This window comes from Cumulibacter soli (assembly GCF_004382795.1).
Classification (GTDB): Bacteria; Actinomycetota; Actinomycetes; order Mycobacteriales; family Antricoccaceae; genus Cumulibacter; species Cumulibacter soli.
The window spans coordinates 528724-549058 of record NZ_SMSG01000001.1 but is presented as its reverse complement, the minus strand read 5'-3'; the positions used below and the strand labels follow the sequence as shown (position 1 = coordinate 549058).

At 62.8% G+C, this 20335-nt stretch carries 16 protein-coding genes; 5 read left to right on the top strand and 11 right to left on the bottom strand.

What is annotated here, in order from left to right:
* Nucleotides 1-180: 180 nt before the first annotated feature.
* Nucleotides 181-2502, top strand: coding sequence for an arylsulfatase (locus E1H16_RS02680; RefSeq protein WP_134322123.1), 2322 nt, complete (start codon nt 181-183; stop codon nt 2500-2502).
* A gap of 121 nt (nt 2503-2623) precedes the next feature.
* A complete protein-coding gene (locus tag E1H16_RS02675; protein ID WP_208378809.1) occupies nt 2624-3544 on the top strand; it encodes a formylglycine-generating enzyme family protein in 921 nt (306 codons plus the stop codon).
* Between the two features lie 33 nt (nt 3545-3577).
* Here the strand turns inward: E1H16_RS02675 and E1H16_RS02670 are convergent, their stop codons facing one another.
* The 3 genes from E1H16_RS02670 to E1H16_RS02660 form a co-directional block, all read right to left on the bottom strand.
* Nucleotides 3578-4291 (bottom strand): GAP family protein, encoded by a 714-nt coding sequence (locus E1H16_RS02670; RefSeq protein WP_134322122.1) that lies wholly within the window; start codon nt 4289-4291, stop codon nt 3578-3580.
* Nucleotides 4292-4367: 76 nt separating this feature from the next.
* Nucleotides 4368-5990 (bottom strand): SulP family inorganic anion transporter, encoded by a 1623-nt coding sequence (locus E1H16_RS02665; protein ID WP_134322121.1) that lies wholly within the window; start codon nt 5988-5990, stop codon nt 4368-4370.
* A gap of 2 nt (nt 5991-5992) precedes the next feature.
* Complete coding sequence (locus E1H16_RS02660; protein WP_166741594.1) at nt 5993-7696, bottom strand: SulP family inorganic anion transporter; 1704 nt, start codon at nt 7694-7696, stop codon at nt 5993-5995.
* Between the two features lie 233 nt (nt 7697-7929).
* Between E1H16_RS02660 and E1H16_RS02655 the strand changes: the two genes are divergently transcribed.
* Nucleotides 7930-8769 (top strand): mechanosensitive ion channel family protein, encoded by an 840-nt coding sequence (locus E1H16_RS02655; RefSeq protein ID WP_134322119.1) that lies wholly within the window; start codon nt 7930-7932, stop codon nt 8767-8769.
* Here the strand turns inward: E1H16_RS02655 and E1H16_RS02650 are convergent.
* Nucleotides 8766-9935, bottom strand: coding sequence for an AI-2E family transporter (locus tag E1H16_RS02650; RefSeq protein WP_166741593.1), 1170 nt, complete (start codon nt 9933-9935; stop codon nt 8766-8768). The two genes, E1H16_RS02655 and E1H16_RS02650, sit on opposite strands and share 4 nt — an antisense overlap.
* 90 nt (nt 9936-10025) lie before the next feature.
* On the opposite strand from E1H16_RS02650, the gene E1H16_RS02645 reads away from it, so the two are divergent.
* The gene (locus tag E1H16_RS02645) at nt 10026-10442 is read left to right on the top strand and encodes a phage holin family protein (protein WP_166741592.1); all 417 of its coding nucleotides are present in this window, start codon (nt 10026-10028) and stop codon (nt 10440-10442) included.
* Nucleotides 10443-10536: 94 nt separating this feature from the next.
* Entirely contained in the window at nt 10537-10926 is a 390-nt protein-coding gene (locus E1H16_RS02640; RefSeq protein ID WP_134322116.1) for an SHOCT domain-containing protein, read from the top strand.
* A 70-nt stretch (nt 10927-10996) separates the two neighbouring features.
* Here E1H16_RS02640 and E1H16_RS02635 read toward each other — a convergent pair whose 3' ends face one another.
* The 7 genes from E1H16_RS02635 to E1H16_RS02605 form a co-directional block, all read right to left on the bottom strand.
* Nucleotides 10997-11263 carry a DUF6457 domain-containing protein gene (locus E1H16_RS02635; RefSeq protein ID WP_243837644.1) on the bottom strand — a complete coding sequence of 89 codons (267 nt, stop codon included), beginning with the start codon at nt 11261-11263 and terminating at the stop codon, nt 10997-10999.
* Between the two features lies 1 nt (nt 11264).
* A complete protein-coding gene (gene mobA / locus E1H16_RS02630) occupies nt 11265-11852 on the bottom strand; it encodes a molybdenum cofactor guanylyltransferase (protein ID WP_134322114.1) in 588 nt (195 codons plus the stop codon).
* Between the two features lie 97 nt (nt 11853-11949).
* Nucleotides 11950-12708 carry a respiratory nitrate reductase subunit gamma gene (narI, locus tag E1H16_RS02625; RefSeq protein ID WP_134322113.1) on the bottom strand — a complete coding sequence of 253 codons (759 nt, stop codon included), beginning with the start codon at nt 12706-12708 and terminating at the stop codon, nt 11950-11952.
* Nucleotides 12705-13349 (bottom strand): nitrate reductase molybdenum cofactor assembly chaperone, encoded by a 645-nt coding sequence (narJ, locus tag E1H16_RS02620; protein ID WP_166741591.1) that lies wholly within the window; start codon nt 13347-13349, stop codon nt 12705-12707. The genes narI and narJ overlap by 4 nt, the downstream gene beginning before the upstream one ends.
* A 71-nt stretch (nt 13350-13420) precedes the next feature.
* Nucleotides 13421-15079 (bottom strand): nitrate reductase subunit beta, encoded by a 1659-nt coding sequence (narH, locus tag E1H16_RS02615; RefSeq protein ID WP_134322111.1) that lies wholly within the window; start codon nt 15077-15079, stop codon nt 13421-13423.
* An 18-nt stretch (nt 15080-15097) separates the two neighbouring features.
* The gene (locus tag E1H16_RS02610; RefSeq protein ID WP_134322110.1) at nt 15098-18781 is read right to left on the bottom strand and encodes a nitrate reductase subunit alpha; all 3684 of its coding nucleotides are present in this window, start codon (nt 18779-18781) and stop codon (nt 15098-15100) included.
* Nucleotides 18782-18991: 210 nt separating this feature from the next.
* Complete coding sequence (locus tag E1H16_RS02605) at nt 18992-20275, bottom strand: nitrate/nitrite transporter (RefSeq protein ID WP_134322109.1); 1284 nt, start codon at nt 20273-20275, stop codon at nt 18992-18994.
* Nucleotides 20276-20335 lie beyond the last annotated feature (60 nt).

The window sequence follows — 20335 nt, the reverse complement described above, 5'->3', positions numbered from 1 at the left end:
GGCGTGCGGCTGCGTAGATGACTACAGAGTTCACCCGTCCCGGATGACCTCCGGCGCCTGATGAGAGGTTAATTTTCGCCCGTAGCGGTTGATTGCCGATCGCTGACCTTCCGGATAGCACACCGGTAGGTGGACTTGATCTGATCGCGCGCGTGCGCACCGAGTTTGGAGAGTCTTGTCATGGCGAAAGAGTTTCAGGGCACGATCAAGTTGGATGTGCGTGATTCGGTGCCCGACTGGGGGCCGTTCGAACTCACGCGGGCGAAGGAGGGCGCCCCGAACATCCTGGTCATCCTGTACGACGACACGGGCATGGCGTCCTGGTCGCCGTACGGCGGGCGGATCAACATGCCGACGCTGGATCGCCTCGCGCAGAACGGATTGACCTATACGCAATGGCACACGACAGCGTTGTGCTCGCCGACCCGGTCGGTCTTCCTCACCGGGCGTAATCACCACGTCAATAACGTCGCCTGCATCATGGAGGGCACCAACGGATTCCCCGGCGCCTCCGGTCGCATTCCGGCCGAGTGCGCGACTATCGGCCAGGTGCTCCAGGACAACGGGTACTCGACGTTCTGGGTCGGTAAGGACCACAATGTGCCCGAAGAAGACAACTCCGCAGGTGGAAGTCGGTCGGCGTGGCCGCTGTCGATGGGGTTCGATCGCTTCTACGGATTCCTCGGCGGCGAGACGAACAACTGGTACCCGGACCTCGTTGAGGACAGCCACTACATAGAGCAGCCCTATTCGCCAGAAGATGGATACCACTTATCTAAGGACATGGCCGACCAGGCTATCCGGATGATCCGTGACCAGAAGTCCGGAAATCCCTCGAAGCCGTGGTACATGTGGTTCTGCCCGGGCGCTAATCATGCGCCGCATCATTCGCCCGCGGAATACACAGCCAAATACAAGGGCATGTTCGACGACGGATACGACGCCTATCGCGAATGGGTCCTGCAACGGATGATCGATCGCGGCATCCTGCCCGAAGGCACGCCGCTCACACCGTTCAACCCTCTTCCGGAGGACCAGGCGAACGCCGCTGACTATGTCAAACCGTGGGACCAGTGCTCAGACGATGAGAAGCGCTTGTTCTCACGTATGGCTGAGGTATTCGCGGGATTCTCGGAGTATACCGATGCGCAGATTGGCCGCATGGTGGACTACCTTGAGCAGTCGGGGCAGCTCGATAACACGCTGATCTTCTACTGCGCCGATAACGGCGCTTCGGGTGAGGGCTCGACCAGCGGGTCGGTCAATGAGAACAAGTTCTTCAACGGATTCCCGGACGATGTAGAGGAGAACCTGCAGTATCTCGATGCCCTCGGGTCGCCGGACACGTACAACCATTACCCGACAGGGTGGGCCGCGGCTTTCTCGGCGCCGTTCCAAATGTTCAAGCGCTACTCCCAGTACGCTGGCGGCACCTGCGATCCGATGATCATCCACTGGCCGGCGGGTATTAAGGCAAAGGGCGAGATCCGGCACCAGTATCACCACGTGACGGACATCGTGCCGACGATCCTGGACGTGGCGGGAATCGACATGCCGGATGTGTACCGCGGAGTCGAGCAAAAGCCGCTGAACGGCGTATCGATGCGCTACAGCTTTGACGGCGCCGACGCACCTACCGCAAAACAGCGCCAGTACTACTGCATGCTTGGGACTCGTGGGCTCTGGCAAGACGGGTGGAAGGTTGCCGCGGTACACGCGCCGCTGACCGGTCACGGGCGCTTCGACGAGGACGAATGGGAGCTCTACAACCTCGAAGAGGATCGCGCCGAGGCACACAACCTTGCGGCCGACTATCCGGAGAAGGTGCAGGAGTTAGTCGCCGCGTGGTTCGAAGAGGCTGAGGCGAATCAGGTGTTGCCGCTCGATGACCGCTCTGCCCTGGAGCAATTGACCGTGGAGCGGCCACAAGCAGAACCGTCACGGAACCGCTACATCTACTACCCCGATTCAGGGGCCGTACCAGAAGGTGTAGCGGTGAGCGTACGGGGACGCTCGTACAAGATCATCGCGGACGTCGACATCACCGAGGACGCCGAGGGTGTCATCTTCGCGCACGGGTCTCGGTTCGGCGGCCATTCGCTGTTCATCAAGAACCGCAAGCTCCATTACGTCTACAACTTCCTCGGCGTGAAACCGGAACAGACGTTTGTATCCGACGTACTTCCTGCGGGTAAGCACGCACTTGGGGTCGAGTTCGTCCGGGAGGGGGCGGGTGAGTTTCGTGAGTCCCTCGGTACAGCGAAGTTGTACGTCGATGACCAAGTCGTGGATTCCGGGCCGATGCGGACCCAGACCGGAAAGTTCACGCTTTGCGGCGACGGACTGTGCGTCGGCTTTGACAGCGGTGACAACGTGAGCCGCGATTACACGAGCCCGTTCGCCTTCACTGGCGGCAGGATCTACGGTGTCGCGGTCGATGTGAGTCCTGAGGCGTACCTGGATCTTGAGACCGAGGCGCTCGCCGTGCTATCGAGGGAGTAGTCGATCGTCGGACGCGATCCCCGGCTCACGCATTCGGAGCTGGGGATCACGTCTGAGGCGACGATCCGCTAGGAACCTGCGAACGGCATCGTGCGCCGTCGTCGAGTTAGGGAGGCCTTCCATGCCCCGCGTTCACCGCGCAACGAACGCCGATCCGTTCAAGGATATGGTGCAGATTCCGGCCGGCAAATTTGTGATGGGCAGCGACAAGCACTATCCGGAGGAACGTCCCGCGCATCTCGAGCACGTATCAGGATTCTGGATGGATCAGCATCCGGTCACCAATGCCGAGTTCCGCCGATTCGTTCGTGACACCGGCCATCAGACCGTCGCCGAGATCGCACCGACCATAGAGGAGTTTCCTGACGCGCGCCCGGAGCAACTCCTTTCGGGATCGCTGGTATTCACCCAGACCGACGGCCCGGTTCCGCTCGACAACTGGCAACGATGGTGGCAATGGGTACCGGGCGCGACCTGGAAAAGCCCGCTGGGCCCCGGCAGCACCCTGCATGGGCTCGAGCGCCATCCGGTGGTGCACGTTGCGTTCGAGGATGCGCGGGCCTACGCCGAATGGGCCGGGAAAGAACTCGCGAGTGAGGTTGAGTGGGAGTACGCCGCCCGCGGCGGCCGAGCGCCGACCGAGTTTGCGTGGGGCGATGAGCTTGAGCCACGAGGTAGGAGCATGGCGAACACCTGGCGCGGAGAATTCCCGTGGCAGAATTTGGACCCTCCCGGACGCGAGCGGACGACGCCGGTAGGGCATTACCGCGAGAACGACTGGGGCCTCGTCGACATGATCGGAAATGTGTGGGAGTGGACGACGTCCACGTGGACCGAGAGCCATGCCGGGGCGGACGCGGTCGCGCACTCCTGCTGCGCGCCCGAAAGCCCGCTAACGGAATCGGATCGCAAGGTGATGAAGGGCGGCTCACACATCTGCGCACCGTCGTACTGTCGGCGATACCGCCCGCCCGCGCGCCAGGGTCAGTCGGTCCGCAGCAGCACTAGCCATTTGGGGTTTCGGTGCGTCATACGTGGATGACGTGCAGGCCGGTCGTCACGGCCAGGTGAGGGTTCACAGCGACTGCAGCCCTTTGACCAACTGCAACGCGGCGATGACCAGCAGCAACAGCGCATTCATCACACCGGTGTGGCCGGTGACCCAATCGCGCAGCCGGTGCAATGCCGGCTCGGCCCTCGACCCGCGCAGCACCAGGTAGGACACCGGTACCAGGATCGACGCAGACGAAACCACCACAAAAATGATCGTGGCGGTCAGTTGCGCGGCGGGACTCACATCGGCTAGTGAGAGCGTCAACGCGCCGGCGATCGCACAAGACAGATCGACCGGGTTCAACACGAAGAGACCGAAGCCGGTGAGCCCGGTGCGTATCGGCGTGAACTCGTCGATCGCGCGCAACCACCCAGGCAGTGACGGTGCTGCCTTGACCACCTCCCGCGGTGTGCTCGCTGCAGCCATACGCGTTACCGCGGCCTTTTGACGCGACAGCACCAACACGGCCAGCACGATCAGGACTGCGGCGAGCAGAAAATGGACAACGGTCAGCCAGGCCGGGGGATCGCGTCGCGCGTTGATCTCCAAGAGGTGGAAGATCCATAGGGACACGACGATCGACACGGCGATACCGGCCACCCAGCCGATGAGGTACGCGACGCTGTTGACCCGCGCTCGACGTGAGCCGAGAACAACGATCCCGGCCACGATGGCCAGCGGGCTGATGATGATGCCCAAGCCCACCGGTAGTAGCTGCAGGAGAAGCGATCCCATGGTGACTCCGCTTGTGCTGTTGTGCCGCCGGACGATACCGACGCTTCACAGTGGCCTTCTGCAAGCCGAGAGCGGTTCACCCAGGTTGGGTGAATGAATCAGTTGGTGGGGTAGCGAGCGCGTGGCCGACGGTAGCGAAGACGCGATGCTCGGCCTCGAATTGCTGATACCAGGGCGTTCGGGCCAAGGTCTGCGACACCGTGGGCTGTAAGCGTGCGAGTCGAAGCTGGATTCCCGCCGCCGCAAGTTCGCGATCGAGGTCCTGCAGGCCTTCGATAATCGTGACGCTGACCTGATACTGACGTCCTAGGTCGATTGCGATAGCCCGGACATCAGGGTGTTGCTTGGCCAAGTCGAGCACCGCGAGTTCCGAGGACAAGATGTTGGACGTGTATAACGGGCCTCCGATAAGTATCGCGAGCACGTCGTCCCGGTGCCCGCTAATCGAGATGTTGACCCGGTTCAACTCGTGCAGCACGAGGCCGAGCGTGATGACGATTCCCGCCGCCACTGCTGCCAGCAGTCCGGCGGTAAGACCGAGTGCTGCAGTGACGATCGCCAACCAGAAATCGCGACCACTGATCCTCCGTATCCGCATCAGGGCGCGTATGTCGACCAGTCCGATGACCGCGACGAACACCATCGAGGCTAGAGTTGCCTCCGGCAACATGCTCAGCACCGGGGCTAAGAGAAGAGCCACAAGGACCGCGAGTAGTACGGTGACGATCGCGGACAACTGTGATCGCGCCCCGGCAGCGCGGTTGACGGCACTCTGTGAGAAGCCGCCGGCCGCGGGCATCGCCGCGAACAGCGAGCCAGCGACATTGGCGGTTGCGACCGCAAACAGTTCGCGGTCGCTGTTGATCTGCTTGTCCCCAGGCGCCCGGAGGCTACGAGCGACAGCTGCCGATTCCAGGAACACCATCACCGAAATCGCGAGTGCGCCGGGCACGAGTCCGCTGAGGTGGGCGAAGTCTGGTAATGCAGGTACCGGCAACCCTCGCGGGATCGCATCGATTTGGCGTACTCCCGCATCAGCGAGTGGAGTTAGCGCCATGAGCAGGATCCCCGCCACCACGACAATGAGCGGTCCAGGGACGCGGGGGAGCCAGCGCTTGATCACCAGCAACGTTGCAATTGAGCCGACTGCGAGCAGGATCGTCGCGGTGTTCGCCGAGGACAGTGAGCGAGTGACGCCAGCCAGCGCGCGAATGAATCCCTCGCCGCTGGGATCATCGCCCTCGCCGAGGAGTTTCGGCAATTGCCCGAGCGCGACGGTAATTCCGACACCGATCTGCACGCCGATGATGGTGGGTTTGTTGATCGCTTCGACGAGCGAGCCAAGACGCAGCAGTCGTGCGACAAGCAGAATCGCGCCGACCAGGAGGGTCAGCGCGCTGAGAGTTCCGAGCGCGTTCTGCGAACCCGCCGCCACACCTGCCGCTATCACCGTCGTGGCGCTGAGCGTCGCGATCGTGGACGTCGTCGATACGCTCATCGTGCGCGAACCGCCGAGTAGCGCGTACACCAGCATCGGAACGATGCAGGTGTACAATCCGGCCTGCACGGGCATTTCGGCAATGGTCGCGTAGGCCATGGCTTGCGGAATCACCACGGAGCCGGCGGTTAGTCCAGCGATGACATCGGACGGCAGCCACTGTGTGCGGTAGCCGGCGATTGTCGGGATGAGTGCGGGCACGGCTACTGCTGACTCGTATTAGCGGAGTGCCACTGCTGCGCGACCGCAAACGCCTCGGTCGCGGCGGCACCGATGACGCTCTCCCGCCAGATCACGTGCTCCTCGCCGACCTCGGCGAGGAGCCCCGTCCGTTCGAACGTGCGGCGCTGGCTGGGTTCGGCATCCGCCAGAATAACGAGATTCCTCGACTTCTTGAGGTCCCGCACGAGGTCCAGTAGGAAGTCGACACCGGTCAGCGAGTAGAGGCGTCGTCCCCGCACCTGCAGGATGACTGCCGCGCCGCCCTGCTCATCACTCTTCGGGAATGCGTGGCTGGCGCGATACACCGACGCGAAGTATGCCGAACCGCTCAGCGCGAGCACGGTCGTACTGCCCACCTCCAGCCTCTCGGGCGGAGTCGTCTCGCGCCATTGCCCGGCCGAGATCGGTTGCCATGCGGTTATCTTGAGCCGATCGCCCATAGTCAGGGTGAACAACAGCAGCGAGAGCCCAACGCCGGTGAACACGGCTGTCGTGATCTCATCCAGTACACCCACGAGCACCGTGATCGCGCCGGCGACCAGGTGCGGCCACGATACGAACCGGGACTGGATCAGGTGGCGTAACTCGCGGACCATGGTCTCGGCGCCGATGACGATGAGGATCGCGGCCAGGGTACACAGCGGTATCAGCTCGGCGACGTTGCCCGCGAGCACAATTAGGATCACCAGAAGGATGCCCGCATACACGCCGGCCCAGCGACTGCGAGCCGACGCTGAGGCGTTGACGCCCGTTCGCGACAGCGAGCCCGCGACCACCATCGTGCGGAAGAACCCGCCGACGATGTTTGCAGCCCCTTGCGCGATGAAGTCCCGGCTCGCGTCCGAGGGGGTGCCGTCTCTGTTCGGATAGGCCGACCCCACCGTCGCGGCCTCCGATAATCCGACGATCGCCGCGGCTATCGCGGCCGGTATGAGCGTGGGAACCAACGACAGGTCAGGCATATGTGGGGTGGGCACTGAATCCAGGCCGGTCGGGATGGACGCTATGTCGCCGATCGTTTCGATGCTCTGCAGGTCGAAGGCCGCGACGACGGCGGTACCGACGACGAGAGCCACGATATCGGCGTACGAGCGAAACTTGGTTCTCTTGGTCAGGACGATCAACATGATGCAGGCGACGCCTACAGCGACTGTTGGCCCATCCCAACTGGGGAGGTGCGCGGTGATATCGATGGCTTTACGGACCTTGTTGCCGTCGAGGTCGCTGGTGTACCCCACGAGATCCTTGTACTGGCCGAGCACGATCAGTAACGCGACGGCGGTCACGAGCGCGGCGGATATCTCTCGGGAGATGAAACGGATGAGAGATCCGAGCCTCAGTAACCCGAGGATGGTCATCACGACCCCGACCAGCAGCGTCAAGGTAAACATGGCCTTCGCCGGGTCATCTGAGCCGAGGGCGCCGATCTTGTCGGCAGTGACCAACGCGAGCGCGTTCGTGGCCGTCACCATCAGCAGCGAGGTCGAGGCGAGCAACGAGCCAATGATGACGGTGATGGAGCCTGCATAGAGGCCATAGATCGGGTCGACTCCCGCGACCAGCGCGTACGCCATACCCTCCGCGACGCTGACCAACGCGACGGTCAGGCCAGCACCCAGATCGTGTCCGATATCCCGTCGGCGCGGCAAGAATCCCACTAGCCGCGACCGACGATCCTGGGTCATATCCGAGCTCATCGCGCCCATGCCCCTGCGTCGCTCACCATGATCTCCACATCCGAGGAGTGCCAGCGGCCACGAACCGCACGCCTTCTGTTGTCAGCGTGCTTCGGCGGTGTGGCCGCTACATCACCCGCGACGGGTGACAGCGAGGAGGTCGGTGCGGCGGTAAGCCATAGCGGTGTACCAGGTGCGTCCTGAGGGCGCAGTGATGATCGGGCGGAAAGGGATGGCGAGCGGTGACCATTGAGGACATAGTTTCCCCCAGTGAGGTGAGTGCCTGGGATATCGCTTTCGCGGTAGCGACGCTATTGCTGACCTGGGTCGCGTTCCGCGTCAGTAAGCACACGGTCAACGCGGCATTGGCCAAGGTGCACGGGATATCGGAGAACTTACGGCTGCTGATCGTGCGTGCCGTCAAATACCTGGTGCTGTTCCTGGGTGTCGGTTTTGCGTTGTCATTTCTCGGCGCGCAGATTCGACCGGTGCTGGTGGTCGTCATCGTCATCGCCGCTTTGGCGTTCCTGGTGCTGCGGGGAGTCGCGGACAACTTCGGCGCCGGGATCGTTTTGCAGAGCCGCAAACCCGTAGATGTCGGCGATGAGGTCGAATCGCACGGATATGTAGGAACGGTGACCAGTCTCAACGGCCGCTCGGTGTTGATCACGACGACTGACGGCCGCATCGTGCATGTGCCGAATGCGCTGATTCTCGCAGAACCGCTGGTCAACCACACCCGCTTCGGTCGCCGACGCTCGGAGGTCGAGGTGCGCTGCGAACTGGTCGCTGACGGTCCGGAGCGCGAACGCCGGATCAATCAACTACGTCGGGTGTTGAGCGCCGCCGCGGCCAGCACCCCGAATGTGCTGACGGACCCAATGCCAACGGTGTTGATGCTGAGTATCGAACGACGCAAGCTGACCATGCTGGTCCGGTACTGGACCGATCCCGTGACGTACGTGCCGACGACGTCCGCCGTCGTATCGGCTATCGGGCGGGCATTGGACGTGCAAGCGGTGGCCGCCACCGTTACCTCCCAGCGGCCGGAAGCGCCGTACACCCGCCCTCCGGCAATCTAACCAGCTGGAGACTCATGATCGGTCGGCAACGCGCTGTCGGCATCGTCGTCCTCGGGGGCGGAGGTACGGGATCTGCGCCGTCGACGGCGTCGTTTAGGCGCGTCGAAGTTCGGCGAATCGCCGAGGAAGAGCTGCAGCCATTTGCTGGACGGGTCGAAATCGACCAATGTCGCCTTGGCGAGCAGCGTCATCGGTACCGCAAGGATCGCGCCGAGCGGGCCGAGCACGTAGGCCCAGAAGATCAACGACAAGAACGTCACCGTCGTCGTAAGTCCGACCGAGTCGCCCATGTACTTGGGCTGAATGATCGACTGGATAACGAAGTTGAGCACGATGTACACGATGATGACGGCGAGCATCGTGCCCGGACCGCTGGTGATCAGCGCCAGCAAGGCCGGTGGAACCAGACCGATGATGAAGCCAATATTCGGAATATAGTTCGTAACGAAGGCCAGGATTCCCCAGAGCAGGGCAGCCGGCACGCCGAGGATGACTAAGGCTAGCCAGTCGAGGATGGCGACGATTCCGCCGAAAACGGTCGACACCATGAAGTACTTGCGAGTGCCCTTGGCGAAGGCGGCCAACGCGAGCAGCGCCTGCTGCCGTTCGCCGCGCACCCGGTGCATCCGGGTAGTGAACATGGCGGTGTCCAACCCCATGAACAGCACCAGGGCGATCAAGAAGACCAGGACCGATCCGACGCTGAGCAGACTGCCCAGAATCGCGCTGACAAATCCGACCAGAGCGCTGTAGTCGAAGCCCTTCAGGATGTCCTGAACCTCGTCGGAGCCGATTCCGCGATCGGCAAGCCACGATTGAAGGTCGCCGATACGCGTCTGAATCTCATCGGCATACTCGGGCAGGATCTGAGCCAACTTGGCGATTCCAAGCGCGAACGAAAGGATAAGCGCGATCAGTAGTACGTAGATTCCGAGCACGACGAGGATGGTGGCGAGCCAACTCGGCACACGATGCCGCTCCAGCCAGGTTCTCGCGGGGTAGACGGTGATTGTCAGGGACAGAGCGAGAAATATCGGTGCCAGGATGTCGGCGACCTGTCGCATTCCGACCACCACGACGACGGTCGCGGCTAGGCCAAGCAGTATGACAACTCCGCGCGGTAGGCCGAAACGTGGCGGCTCGACCGTAGACTCTGTGATGCTCATTCGGTGATTGCAGCATCGTTTCAAGCACCGGCCTTCACCCGCGGTGGGTGACTGGGCGATAGGCGGTTGGCGGGCCGTCACCTGTAATGGGTGACGACGCGCGTCACCGGTGGCGGCATCGTCGAGGACATGCTCCGAAGGATTCTCGTCGCGTGGTTGATCATGGCTGCGGCGCTCGGCGTCGCCGCGTGGCTGATCCCGGACGTGCATATTCGGTACGGCTCGTTTGGTCTCATCGGGCTTGCTGCCCTCTACAGCCTGGTCAACGTACTTATCGGGACGATCCTGCGCCTGTTCACCTTGCCGCTGACCGTCATCACCCTCGGGCTATCCGCGCTGATCGTCAACGGCGTCCTGTTGGCGATTACCGCCGGCATCTCCGATGTGCTGGACGTAGGCGGCTTCCTGCAGACGGTGCTCGCCGCGATCGTGATTTCGCTGGTACACGCCGTGCTACACGCGATTCTGCTGCGCGACTCAAAAGACGATAAGAAACAGCGGAAGTAGCCGCGTCGCTTCACCGCTTTCGGGTGGTGACGGTGCCGTGTCTTCCCGCGATTCTTCTTGTCGACCCAACGGAACCAACGAAAGAGTGAATGCTGTGGACTTCTGGAGCAGTTTCTGGGACCTCATTGGATGGTTCCTGTGGATCACCATCTTCATCTCGTACCTGTTCGCACTGGTCGCTATTGTCACCGACTTATTCCGCGATCGGGACCTCAGCGGGTGGGGGAAGGCGATTTGGCTGTTTTTCCTGTTCTTCGTCCCTTTCCTTACGGCATTGGTGTACTTGATCGCCCGCGGCAAGGGGATGACAGAACGAAACGTCCGCGAAGCGCAGGCCGCGCAGCGGTCTGCAGAGGACTACATACGCTCGCTGTCGACCGCGAGCCCTGCCGACGAGATCTCCAAGGCGAAGAACCTGCTCGACTCGGGGGTCATCTCCGCCGAGGAGTTCGAGCAGATCAAGGGGCGTTCGCTCGCTGGCTGATCCGACGTACGACTGTCAAGGGGTGCCGTGGCCGCGGCGCGCCCCTTGACGGATGCCGCGGCATCCGGGTTCAGTTCACATCGTCCGGGACCGTCGACAGCAAGCGCTGCATCAGGGCGTCGCGAGTGGCGGGGTCAACGGCGTTATCTGCGGCCGCGAGGCCGACCGCGACACCGAGTATGTATGAGCTCACCGGGGCGAGTGGACGGTCCAGATTGTGCGCGACGCGCTTGGTCAGAGCGTGGATCGCAGTGATATCCACCGTCTCTGGATCAACGCCTAATGTCGTGCAGGCCCGATCCACCCAGATATCCCACTGCTGCTCACGGCTGGCCATCTCACTCACCGTTCTGCTCCAAACGTTTCGTCCAGGACTCATGATCCTCCCACGTGTCGAGGTCGGCTGAGACGTCGTCAGTGTCGGGTACAGCCACGAGCCGAAGCGGCTGGAGTAGTCGTCGCATTGAGGAACCCACAGGGTCACCGATCGAATGTATGGCCTCCCGTAACGCCTCGCTGCGATACAGGGCGAACAGCCACTGCAAGCTGCCGTCGGAGTTGGTCAGGCAGTATCCATCAGCGTCGCCGACCGGTGCGGCTGCCGCGAGCAGGCGCGGTACGCCGTCCTCGGCGCGGGGGAGATCACACGACAGCAGCAGCACCCACGGCGCCAGCCCATCGCCCAACGTTGTCATTCCGGCTGCGGTCGCCGCGGCCGGGCCACCGCCGGGGGGATCCTCGCGGGCGAGCAGCACGTTGTCCCGTCGGAGCGATGGCGGCCCGACGAGCACGATGCGTTCGGCGTCGTACGCCGCAGCCAACGGTCGTTCCACCAGTGGTCGCCCAGCCAACTCGAGCGCCGCTTTGTCGACACCGCCCAGCCGCGAACCCTGACCGCCGGCGAGGATGATCGCGTCGTACCTCATCGGCGCGCCAGGTCGAGCTTCTGCGGTGGAGTTACGCACGCTACGACGCCATCACCGTGCGCGAATCCACCGCAGATGAGTCGCTCATCGCCGAGCCTCATCTTCGCTCGCTACGTTGTAGTTCAGGTTTGTCCCAGCCTCGCTGTGGGGCCCGGGTCCCGGTGCCTTGCCCGGCCCGCTGATTTGCCGAACGGTAGACGATGTATGGCCGTGTCAGATAACCGATCGGTGCGCTGAATACGTGCACCAGCCGAGTGAACGGCCAGAGCGCAAACAGGATGAACGCGAACAGTGCATGCAACTGGAAACCGATCGGCGCATCTGCCATCAAGGCAGGGTCGGGCTGGAAATAGAAGATGCTTCGGAACCAGGGGCTGACTCCGTCGCGGTAGTTGTATTCGCCGCCGAGACCGAAGACTCCCGAGGCGAACGTATTCCACATGCCCAGCGCGATCACCAGGGCGAGGAACAGGTACATCACCTTGTCCATCTTGGTCGTCGCGCTGAACACCGGACCGGTGATCCGGCGGCGGTAGATGAGGATCGCGAGCCCGACGACTGCGGCGATGCCGGCGATGATGCCGCCGATCAGCGCGATGAGGTGGTACGCCGTGCGGGTTATCCCGAATGCGTCGGTCCACGACTGCGGGATGAGCAGGCCGATGACGTGTCCGGCTACCACCCCGAGCATGCCGAAGTGGAACAGCGGGCTACCCCAACGCAGTAACCGCGACTCGTACAGTTGCGAACTGCGGGTGGTCCAGCCGAACTTGTCGTAGCGGTATCGCCAGAAATGCCCGCCGACGAAGATCGCCAGGCAGATGTACGGAACGATAACCCACAAGAAGGTCGTCATCGTGGCACTCCAACCGGGATGGTCGAACCTAGGTCGTACGGCTCGGGTTTAGGATTAAGCCTGGGATCTAGGGAGTATGGCGAGGTATCGAGACCGACGTCTTCGGACGGCGGACCGGCGGCGATCAGCGCGGCCAGCGCCTCCTGGTCGTCGCCGTTGAGTTGCGGGAGAGTGACGCGCAGGGCGGTGATCACCGGTAGCCAGCGAGAATTACGCCGCTGCAACGCCATCCGCAACAACTCGATTCCGACCCGGTAGTCATTCAGCAGCTTCCACGCACTGTCGGGATCGGCGACGGCACCAAACTCCAGCAGCACGGGCAGAAAGTCGGGCAGCTCGGCGTCCGAGTCGGCGAGCTGGACGCCGGCATGTCGATATGCCTGTTTGATCTCGATCAGCGCCACGCCACGCCGCCGCGTGTCACCGTGCGTGTAGTACGTCAGGTGCAGGCAGCATTTGCGCGTGACGTCGAACGTGTCGACGTACTCCGTGCGCAGATCGCGGAGGGACACACCGTCGATCCCTACCAGGAATTCCCGCAGTGGCTCCGCGACGCTCGCCGTTACGTCGCTCAACGCTCGATCCACCGCGTCGACGCGCTCGGCGAAGTCATCTCCCGGATATTCCAACAGCAGGGACACGCACTGCCACGCGTCCCGAAGAGCCGCAGGGGAGTGTTGTGGTCGGCTACGGCGGTGCCGCTTCCAGCGCATCATCGATCACCGCTCGGCGGGAACATACCGTCCGGGACGCCCTTGCCATCCCAGTTCAGCAGGTTGATGCGGCCCTTCGCCGATCCGCCGCCGACCAGTTCGCCGGATACCGACTCCGAGGTCTGACGCACCTGCAACATCCGAAAGTTCTCGACCGCAACGGGCGTGACGCCCCCTGAGCCCTCGCCGAACAACGCGGGATTACCGCCACCGTAGTCACTGACCGGACAGTCCGTTGCGAGCTCTTCCAGGGCGTGCGCCTGTTCGGCATGCGCGGTCGGGATGACGTACCGCTCGTCGTACTTCGCCAGCGCCAGTAACCGGAACATCTCGTACATGTCTTCGCCCGACATGCCCACCGCCTCGGGGATGTGGTCATTGGGATTTCGGCCGAGGTTGATATCGCGCATGTAGGAGCGCATCGCGGCCATGGTGCGTAGCACCCGATCAACCGGCTTGGTATCGCCGGCGGTGAACAGGTTTGCGAGGTATTCGATCGGGATCCGCAGGGTGTCAATCGCGCCGAACAGGTTTCCGTGATCCTCCGCATCGTGACCGGTCTCCTTGACGATGTCGACAACCGGCGACAATGGCGGTATGTACCAGACCATCGGCATTGTGCGGTACTCGGGATGCAGCGGCAGTGCGACCTTGTAGTCCATGATCAGCCGACGCACCGGTGAGCGCTGCGCCGCCTCGATCCAGTCCTCGGGGATGCCAGACGCGCGCGCGGCACGCTGCACTTCCGGATCGAACGGGTCACAGAACACGTCGCGCTGCGCCTCGTACAACCCGTGCTCGTCTTCGGTCGTCGCTGCTTCCAGCACCCGGTCAGCGTCGTACAACATGAGACCGATGTATCGCAGCCGACCGACGCAGGTCTCCGAGCAGACGGTCGGTATGCCGACCTCAACGCGGGGGTAGCAGAATGTGCATTTCTCGGCCTTGCCGGTCTTGTGGTTGAAGTAGATCTTCTTGTACGGGCATCCGGAGATGCACATTCGCCAGCCGCGGCATTGGTCTTGATCGACCAGCACGATGCCGTCTTCGGCGCGCTTGTAGATTGCTCCGCTGGGGCACGAGGCGGCGCACGACGGGTTCAGGCAGTGTTCGCAGATCCGCGGTAGATAGAACATGAAGGTCTGTTCGAACTCGAGCTGGACTTTGTCCTCGATCCCTTTCAGCATGGGATCTTTGGCGGCATGCTCACCGGAGCCGCCGAGGTCGTCATCCCAGTTCGCTGACCATTCGACGTTCATCTGCTTGCCCGAGATCAGCGAGTGCGGTCGAGCGACTGGGAATTGCTGCTGCACGGGGGCGTTCAGCAATGTCTCGTAGTCGTAGGTCCAAGGCTCGTAGTAGTCCTGGATGCTCGGCATCTTCGGGTTGCTGAAGATGCTCGCGAGTTTCTTGAACCGCCCACCAGCCTTCAACTTGAGCCGACCTTTACGGTCCCGGATCCATCCGCCTTGCCAGGTCTCCTGATCTTCGTATGTCCGCGGATATCCCAGCCCCGGTCGGGTTTCGACGTTGTTGAACCACACGTACTCGGTGCCGGCTCGGTTCGTCCACGCTTGTTTGCAGGTGACGGAGCAGGTGTGGCAGCCGATGCACTTGTCGAGGTTCATCACCATCGCCATTTGCGCCATGACTCGCATTGGTGTTCTCCTTCGCCGCTAGTACTCGACCGGGGTGATGCGTTTGCGGATCATCGTGACCTCGTCGCGGTTGTTTCCGGTGGGGCCGATGTAGTTAAAGAAGTAGGACAGTTGTGCGTACCCGCCGACGAGGTGGCTGGGCTTGACCATGATCCGGGTCAGGGAATTGTGGATCCCGCCGCGCTGCCCGTTGTGCTCGGTCAGCGGTACGTCGATCAGGCGGTCCTGGGCGTGGTGCATATACACGGTGCCTTCCGGCATGCGGTGCGACACGACGGCGCGGGCGGCCACGACGCCGTTGCGGTTGACCGCCTCGATCCAGTCGTTGTCTTTGACGCCGATCTTGGCTGCGTCCTTATCCGACATCCAGACGCCCTGTCCACCGCGGGATAGGGACAGCATGAACAGGTTGTCCTGGTATTCGGAGTGGATCGACCACTTGTTGTGCGGGGTGAGGTAGCGCACCGATACGCCGAGCTCGTTGGTGGTGCCGAGTTCTGCTTCGCCGAACAGTTGGGTCATATTCAACGGCGGACGGAACACCGGTAGCGCCTCTCCCATCTTCTGCAGCCAGTCGTGATCGAGGTAGAACTGCTGGCGCCCGGTAAGCGTGTGGAATGGTTTATTGCGCTCGATGTTGATGGTGAATGGGGAGTAGCGGCGTCCGCCCGTTTCCGATCCCGACCATTCCGGGGAAGTAATCACCGGGACGGGTGCGACTTGGGTGTCGGCGAAGGTGATCCGCTTTCCCTCGTGCTCGGCTGCTAGGTCGTGCATGGCGAACCCGGTCCGTTTTTCCAGCGTCGTGAATCCCTGGGTCGCGAGGTGCCCGTTGGTCGTGCCAGAAAGCGCGAGGATCGTCTCGGCGGCGTGGATATCGGTTTCCAGCTTCGGGCGTCCGGCGGTTGGCCCGTGCGATACGACGCCGTTCTTTCCCCGTAGGTATTCGATCTCGGCGCGTACGTCGAACGTGACGCCTTTCGTCGTGGTCCCGAGTTTGTCCAGTAGTGGGCCGACGGAGGTCAACTTCGCGTAGGTCAGTGGGTAGTCCCGCTCGATCGGAACCAGCACGGGCATCGTTTTACCCGGTATCGGCTCAACTTCACCGGATCGCCAGTCCCGCACGATTCCATGTTCGGTTGCCATTGCCTCGGGGGTGTCGTGCCACAACGGTTTGGCGACGATGTCGGTGCGGGTGCCGAGGTGATCGACGGCGAGTTCGCTGAAGCGCTTGGCGATCACCTTGAAGGCGTCCCAGTCAGTTTTGCTTTGCCAGGGCGGGTTGATCGCCGGGTTGAAGGAATGGATGAACGGGTGCATGTCTGTGGTGTTCAGATCATGCTTCTCATACCAGGTCGCTGCCGGCAGCACGATGTCCGACAGCAGCGTCGAACTCGTCATCCGGAAGTCGATCGTCATCAGTAGATCGAGTTTGCCCTCCGGGGCATGTTCGGGCCATTCGATGGTGCGTGGGCGCTGATCCGGCCCCGCCTCGGTGGCGTTCACGGAGTTACTGGTCCCGAGCAGGTGCTTGAGAAAGTATTCATCGCCCTTCGCAGAGGACCCGAATAGGTTCGCGCGCCACAGCATCAGCACCCGTGGCCAGTTCTCCTCGGCCTCGGGATCCTCGGCGGCGAAACGCAGCGTGCCGTCCTTCAGCCTGGAGACGATGTGTTCGGCGGGAGTCTTGCCGGCGTCCGCGGCCTCATCGGCGAGGTCGAGTGGAGACCGGTTGAAGGTTGGGTACGACGGTGTCCACCCCAACCGCGCGGCCTGGGCGACCAGGTCGGCGACGCTGGCGCCATCGAACGCGCCGGTCCCGGCGCCGATCATGTCGGAGTCGTACGTGTCGTAGCGGTACTGGCTGGTGTTGAGGTACCAGTAGTTCGTCTGGTTCATGTGTCGCGGTGGTCGCTGCCAGTCGAGCGCGAACGCGGTGTGCTGGAATCCGGTTAGTGGGCGTACCTTCTCCTGACCGACGTAGTGTGCCCAGCCGCCCCCATTCCGCCCCTGCGAGCCGGTGATCGTGGTCAACACCAGCATCGCGCGATACATCAGATCGGCGTGATACCAGTGATTCACGCCCGCACCCATCAGGATCATCGACCGGCCACCGGTGTCGATAGCGTTCTGCGCGAACTCGCGTGCAATCCGCTCGACGGCCTCGGCCGGGACGGTGGTGATGTCCTCCTGCCAGGCCGGGGTATACGGCGCGGCGACGTCGTCGTAGCCGCTGGGCCAGTCGCCGTCCAAGCCGTCGCGTGCGACACCGTACTGCGCGAGCATCAGGTCGAAGACGGTGGTGACGAGGTAGCCGTCGATGCGGCGGGCAGGTACCGCGCGTGCGGTGGCGCTGACCTTGCCGTCGAGGGCGTCGAATCGTGGCAGGGATACTGCGACCTGCTCTGCGCCGTCTCGCAGCAGGCTCAGCATTGGTTCCACATCGCCAAGGTCCAGGTTCCAGCGACCGACGCCCTCCTCGCCGAACCGATGTCCGAGCGAGCCATTGGGGATGCTCACCTCGCCGGTGCGCCCGTCGACCAACGCCGGTTTGAACATGGCGTTCTCGGAGTCACGTTCGGGGTTGTCGAAGTCGCCGGCGACCAGGAACTTGCCGCTCTTGTACGTACCGTCGTCCTGTGCGTCCAGAGTGACCAGGTAGGGCAGGTCGGTGTACTTTGCCGTGTAGTCGGCAAAGAACGGTTCGAGCCGATCGACGAAGAACTCCTTCAGGATCACGTGGCCCATCGCCAGCGCGAGGGCGGCGTCCGTCCCGGGGGCCGGTGCGATCCATTCGTCGGCGAACTTCACGTTCTCGGCGTAGTCGGGCGCGATGGCGATCACCTTCTGGCCGCGATAGCGGGCCTCGGTCATCCAGTGCGCGTCCGGAGTACGTGTCAGCGGTACGTTCGATCCCCACATCATCAGGTATCCGGCGTCCCACCAGTCGCCGGACTCGGGGACGTCGGTCTGATCGCCGAACATCTGTGGTGAGGCGTTCGGTAGGTCGGCATACCAGTCGTAGAACGACAACATCGCGCCACCGATCAGCTCGATGAATCGAGCACCGGACACGTAAGACACCTGTGACATCGCAGGAATAGGTGAGAAACCGGCGATCCGATCGGGGCCCCAGCGCTTGATCGTGTAGACGTTTGCGGCCGCCACGATCTCGGCGACTTCCTCCCAATTTGAGCGGACCAGACCGCCCTTACCTCGGGCAGACCGATAGCGTTTGGTCTTGTCGGCATCCTGCATGATCGAGCCCCAAGCAACGACTGGATCGCCGTACTGAGCCTTGGCTTCGCGATACATCTCGAGCAGTACGCCGCGCACGTACGGGTAGCGGACGCGGGTGGGGGAGTAGGTGTACCAGGAGAACGCGGCACCTCGGGGGCACCCGCGCGGTTCGTACTCAGGTTTGTCTGGGCCGGTGGACGGGTAGTCCGTCTGCTGCGCTTCCCAGGTGATGATCCCGTCCTTGACGTAGACCTTCCAGGAGCACGAACCCGTGCAGTTGACCCCATGGGTGGACCGCACCACCTTGTCGTGGCTCCACCGGTCGCGATAGAACCGGTCGCCTTCGCGGCCGCCAATCTTGTAGATCGAACGCGTATCGGCAGAGACCTCTGCCTTGGTGAAGAAGCGTCGGGTTCCGACGAGAGCTTCGCTCAGTGGGTCGTCGATGTTGTTGTCGGTCATCGGGTGCTCCTAGGTGAGGCGCGATTAGCGGCCGGGTGTGCAGCGCCTGAAGCCTGCGACGCAGGCTCGACATGGTGGAGGAGAACTAGGTCGGCGGCCTTGCTTGGGTGAGGTGGCTGGTTCACGCACTCATCTGTCGGTAGGCGGCGTACGGCGCCTTCGCCTGCTGCGTTATGCATATATGCCTCCGATCCGTGACGCGTGACGTTGTCAGTGCGGCGCCGCGTCAACTCGCGCCCTGGTCTTGCGAACCACCGTGAGGGTAAGCAGCAGGGTCAGCGCGGAGGTGATGGCCAGCAGCCAGAGGCCCCATTGATAAGAACTGGTGAGGCCGTAGATCGCGCCCATGATCAGCGGTGGCACGAAACCGCCGAGTCCGCCCGCTGCGCCGACGATCCCGGTGACACCACCCACCCGGGAGGGTTCGGTGGCTTGCGCGATGAGAGCGAATACCGCGCCCGATCCGACGCCGAGCGCGAGGGCTAACAGCAAGAAGACGATCGTGCCGAAATTCTCCAGCGGCGGGTTACTAGATGCGATTGCCGCACAAACGGCGACGACGGCGAAGACTGCCCCAAGCACCCGGATCGAGCCGAGTCTGTCGGCGAGCCATCCACCCAGTGGGCGACCGATTACCGCGATAAGCACGAATCCGGCCATCCGGTTGGATGCGTCGGCGGGTTCGAGTCCGTAGGCATTGCGCAGGTACACCGGCAGATAAACCGAGAACGCGACGTACCCGCCGAATGCGACCGCGTACAGAATCGAGGCCTGCCAGGTGATCGGCAGTTTGGAGTTGGCGACGATCCGCGACATCAGCGAGGTGGTGGGCGCGACCCGCCCCGGAGCGTCGCGCATGAAGAACCAGGCGAATACGCCGTACACCGCCAGAACGATCGCGCAAATGACAAAGGGCGCCGTATCGCCGATGTTCTCGTACATCGGCACGGTGGTGAGGGCGCTGATCGCGGTACCACCCATGCCCGCACCGAAGATGCCGATCGCCAGGCCGCGCTTGGCCGGCGGGAACCACGCGTTGACGAAGGGGACGCCAATGGCGAACGACGTTCCTGCGATGCCGAGGAAGAATCCCATGACGAGAATCGCCGCGAGTGAGCCTTGGGCCCAGAATCCGATGAGCAGTACCGGGATGATCGTGGCGCCGGTGACCAAGGGGAACATCAGGCGTCCGCCGTATTTGTCGGTCAGCCCGCCGATGAAGATACGTCCGATCGACCCGACGATGACCGGGACCGCGACGAGCAGCGATACCTGGCCCTCGGTGATGTCGCCGAGTGTTCCGTTGGCGCGAAAGAGCGGCCCAAGCGGGCTGAGCAGCGCCCAAGCCCAGAAGTTGACCGCGAATCCGATGGTCGCCAGCGTGAGTTGAAACCACGGGTTGCCCGAGCGGGTGGTTGCGGTGGTGCTGCCGAGGGCGGAGGTCGTGAGAGAGGCGTTGGAGGAACTGTCTGAACTCGATGCAGTCGCGCTCATGACGTAATCCTCGTTTAAAGGAGAACTAATCTCAATAAATCTTGTGGCCCAGCCTGTGTG

Bases quoted from the DNA above. Each gene is read 5' to 3' on its own strand.
- E1H16_RS02675 (WP_208378809.1), top strand. From the start codon at position 2,624: ATGCCCCGCGTTCACCGCGCAACGAACGCCGATCCGTTCAAGGATATG.
- mobA (WP_134322114.1), bottom strand. From the start codon at position 11,852: ATGAGGTACGACGCGATCATCCTCGCCGGCGGTCAGGGTTCGCGGCTG.
- E1H16_RS02650 (WP_166741593.1), bottom strand. From the start codon at position 9,935: ATGAGCATCACAGAGTCTACGGTCGAGCCGCCACGTTTCGGCCTACCG.
- E1H16_RS02635 (WP_243837644.1), bottom strand. From the start codon at position 11,263: ATGGCCAGCCGTGAGCAGCAGTGGGATATCTGGGTGGATCGGGCCTGC.
- E1H16_RS02605 (WP_134322109.1), bottom strand. From the start codon at position 20,275: ATGAGCGCGACTGCATCGAGTTCAGACAGTTCCTCCAACGCCTCTCTC.
- E1H16_RS02670 (WP_134322122.1), bottom strand. From the start codon at position 4,291: ATGGGATCGCTTCTCCTGCAGCTACTACCGGTGGGCTTGGGCATCATC.
- E1H16_RS02680 (WP_134322123.1), top strand. From the start codon at position 181: ATGGCGAAAGAGTTTCAGGGCACGATCAAGTTGGATGTGCGTGATTCG.
- E1H16_RS02610 (WP_134322110.1), bottom strand. From the start codon at position 18,781: ATGACCGACAACAACATCGACGACCCACTGAGCGAAGCTCTCGTCGGA.
- narI (WP_134322113.1), bottom strand. From the start codon at position 12,708: ATGACGACCTTCTTGTGGGTTATCGTTCCGTACATCTGCCTGGCGATC.
- narH (WP_134322111.1), bottom strand. From the start codon at position 15,079: ATGCGAGTCATGGCGCAAATGGCGATGGTGATGAACCTCGACAAGTGC.
- E1H16_RS02660 (WP_166741594.1), bottom strand. From the start codon at position 7,696: ATGACCCAGGATCGTCGGTCGCGGCTAGTGGGATTCTTGCCGCGCCGA.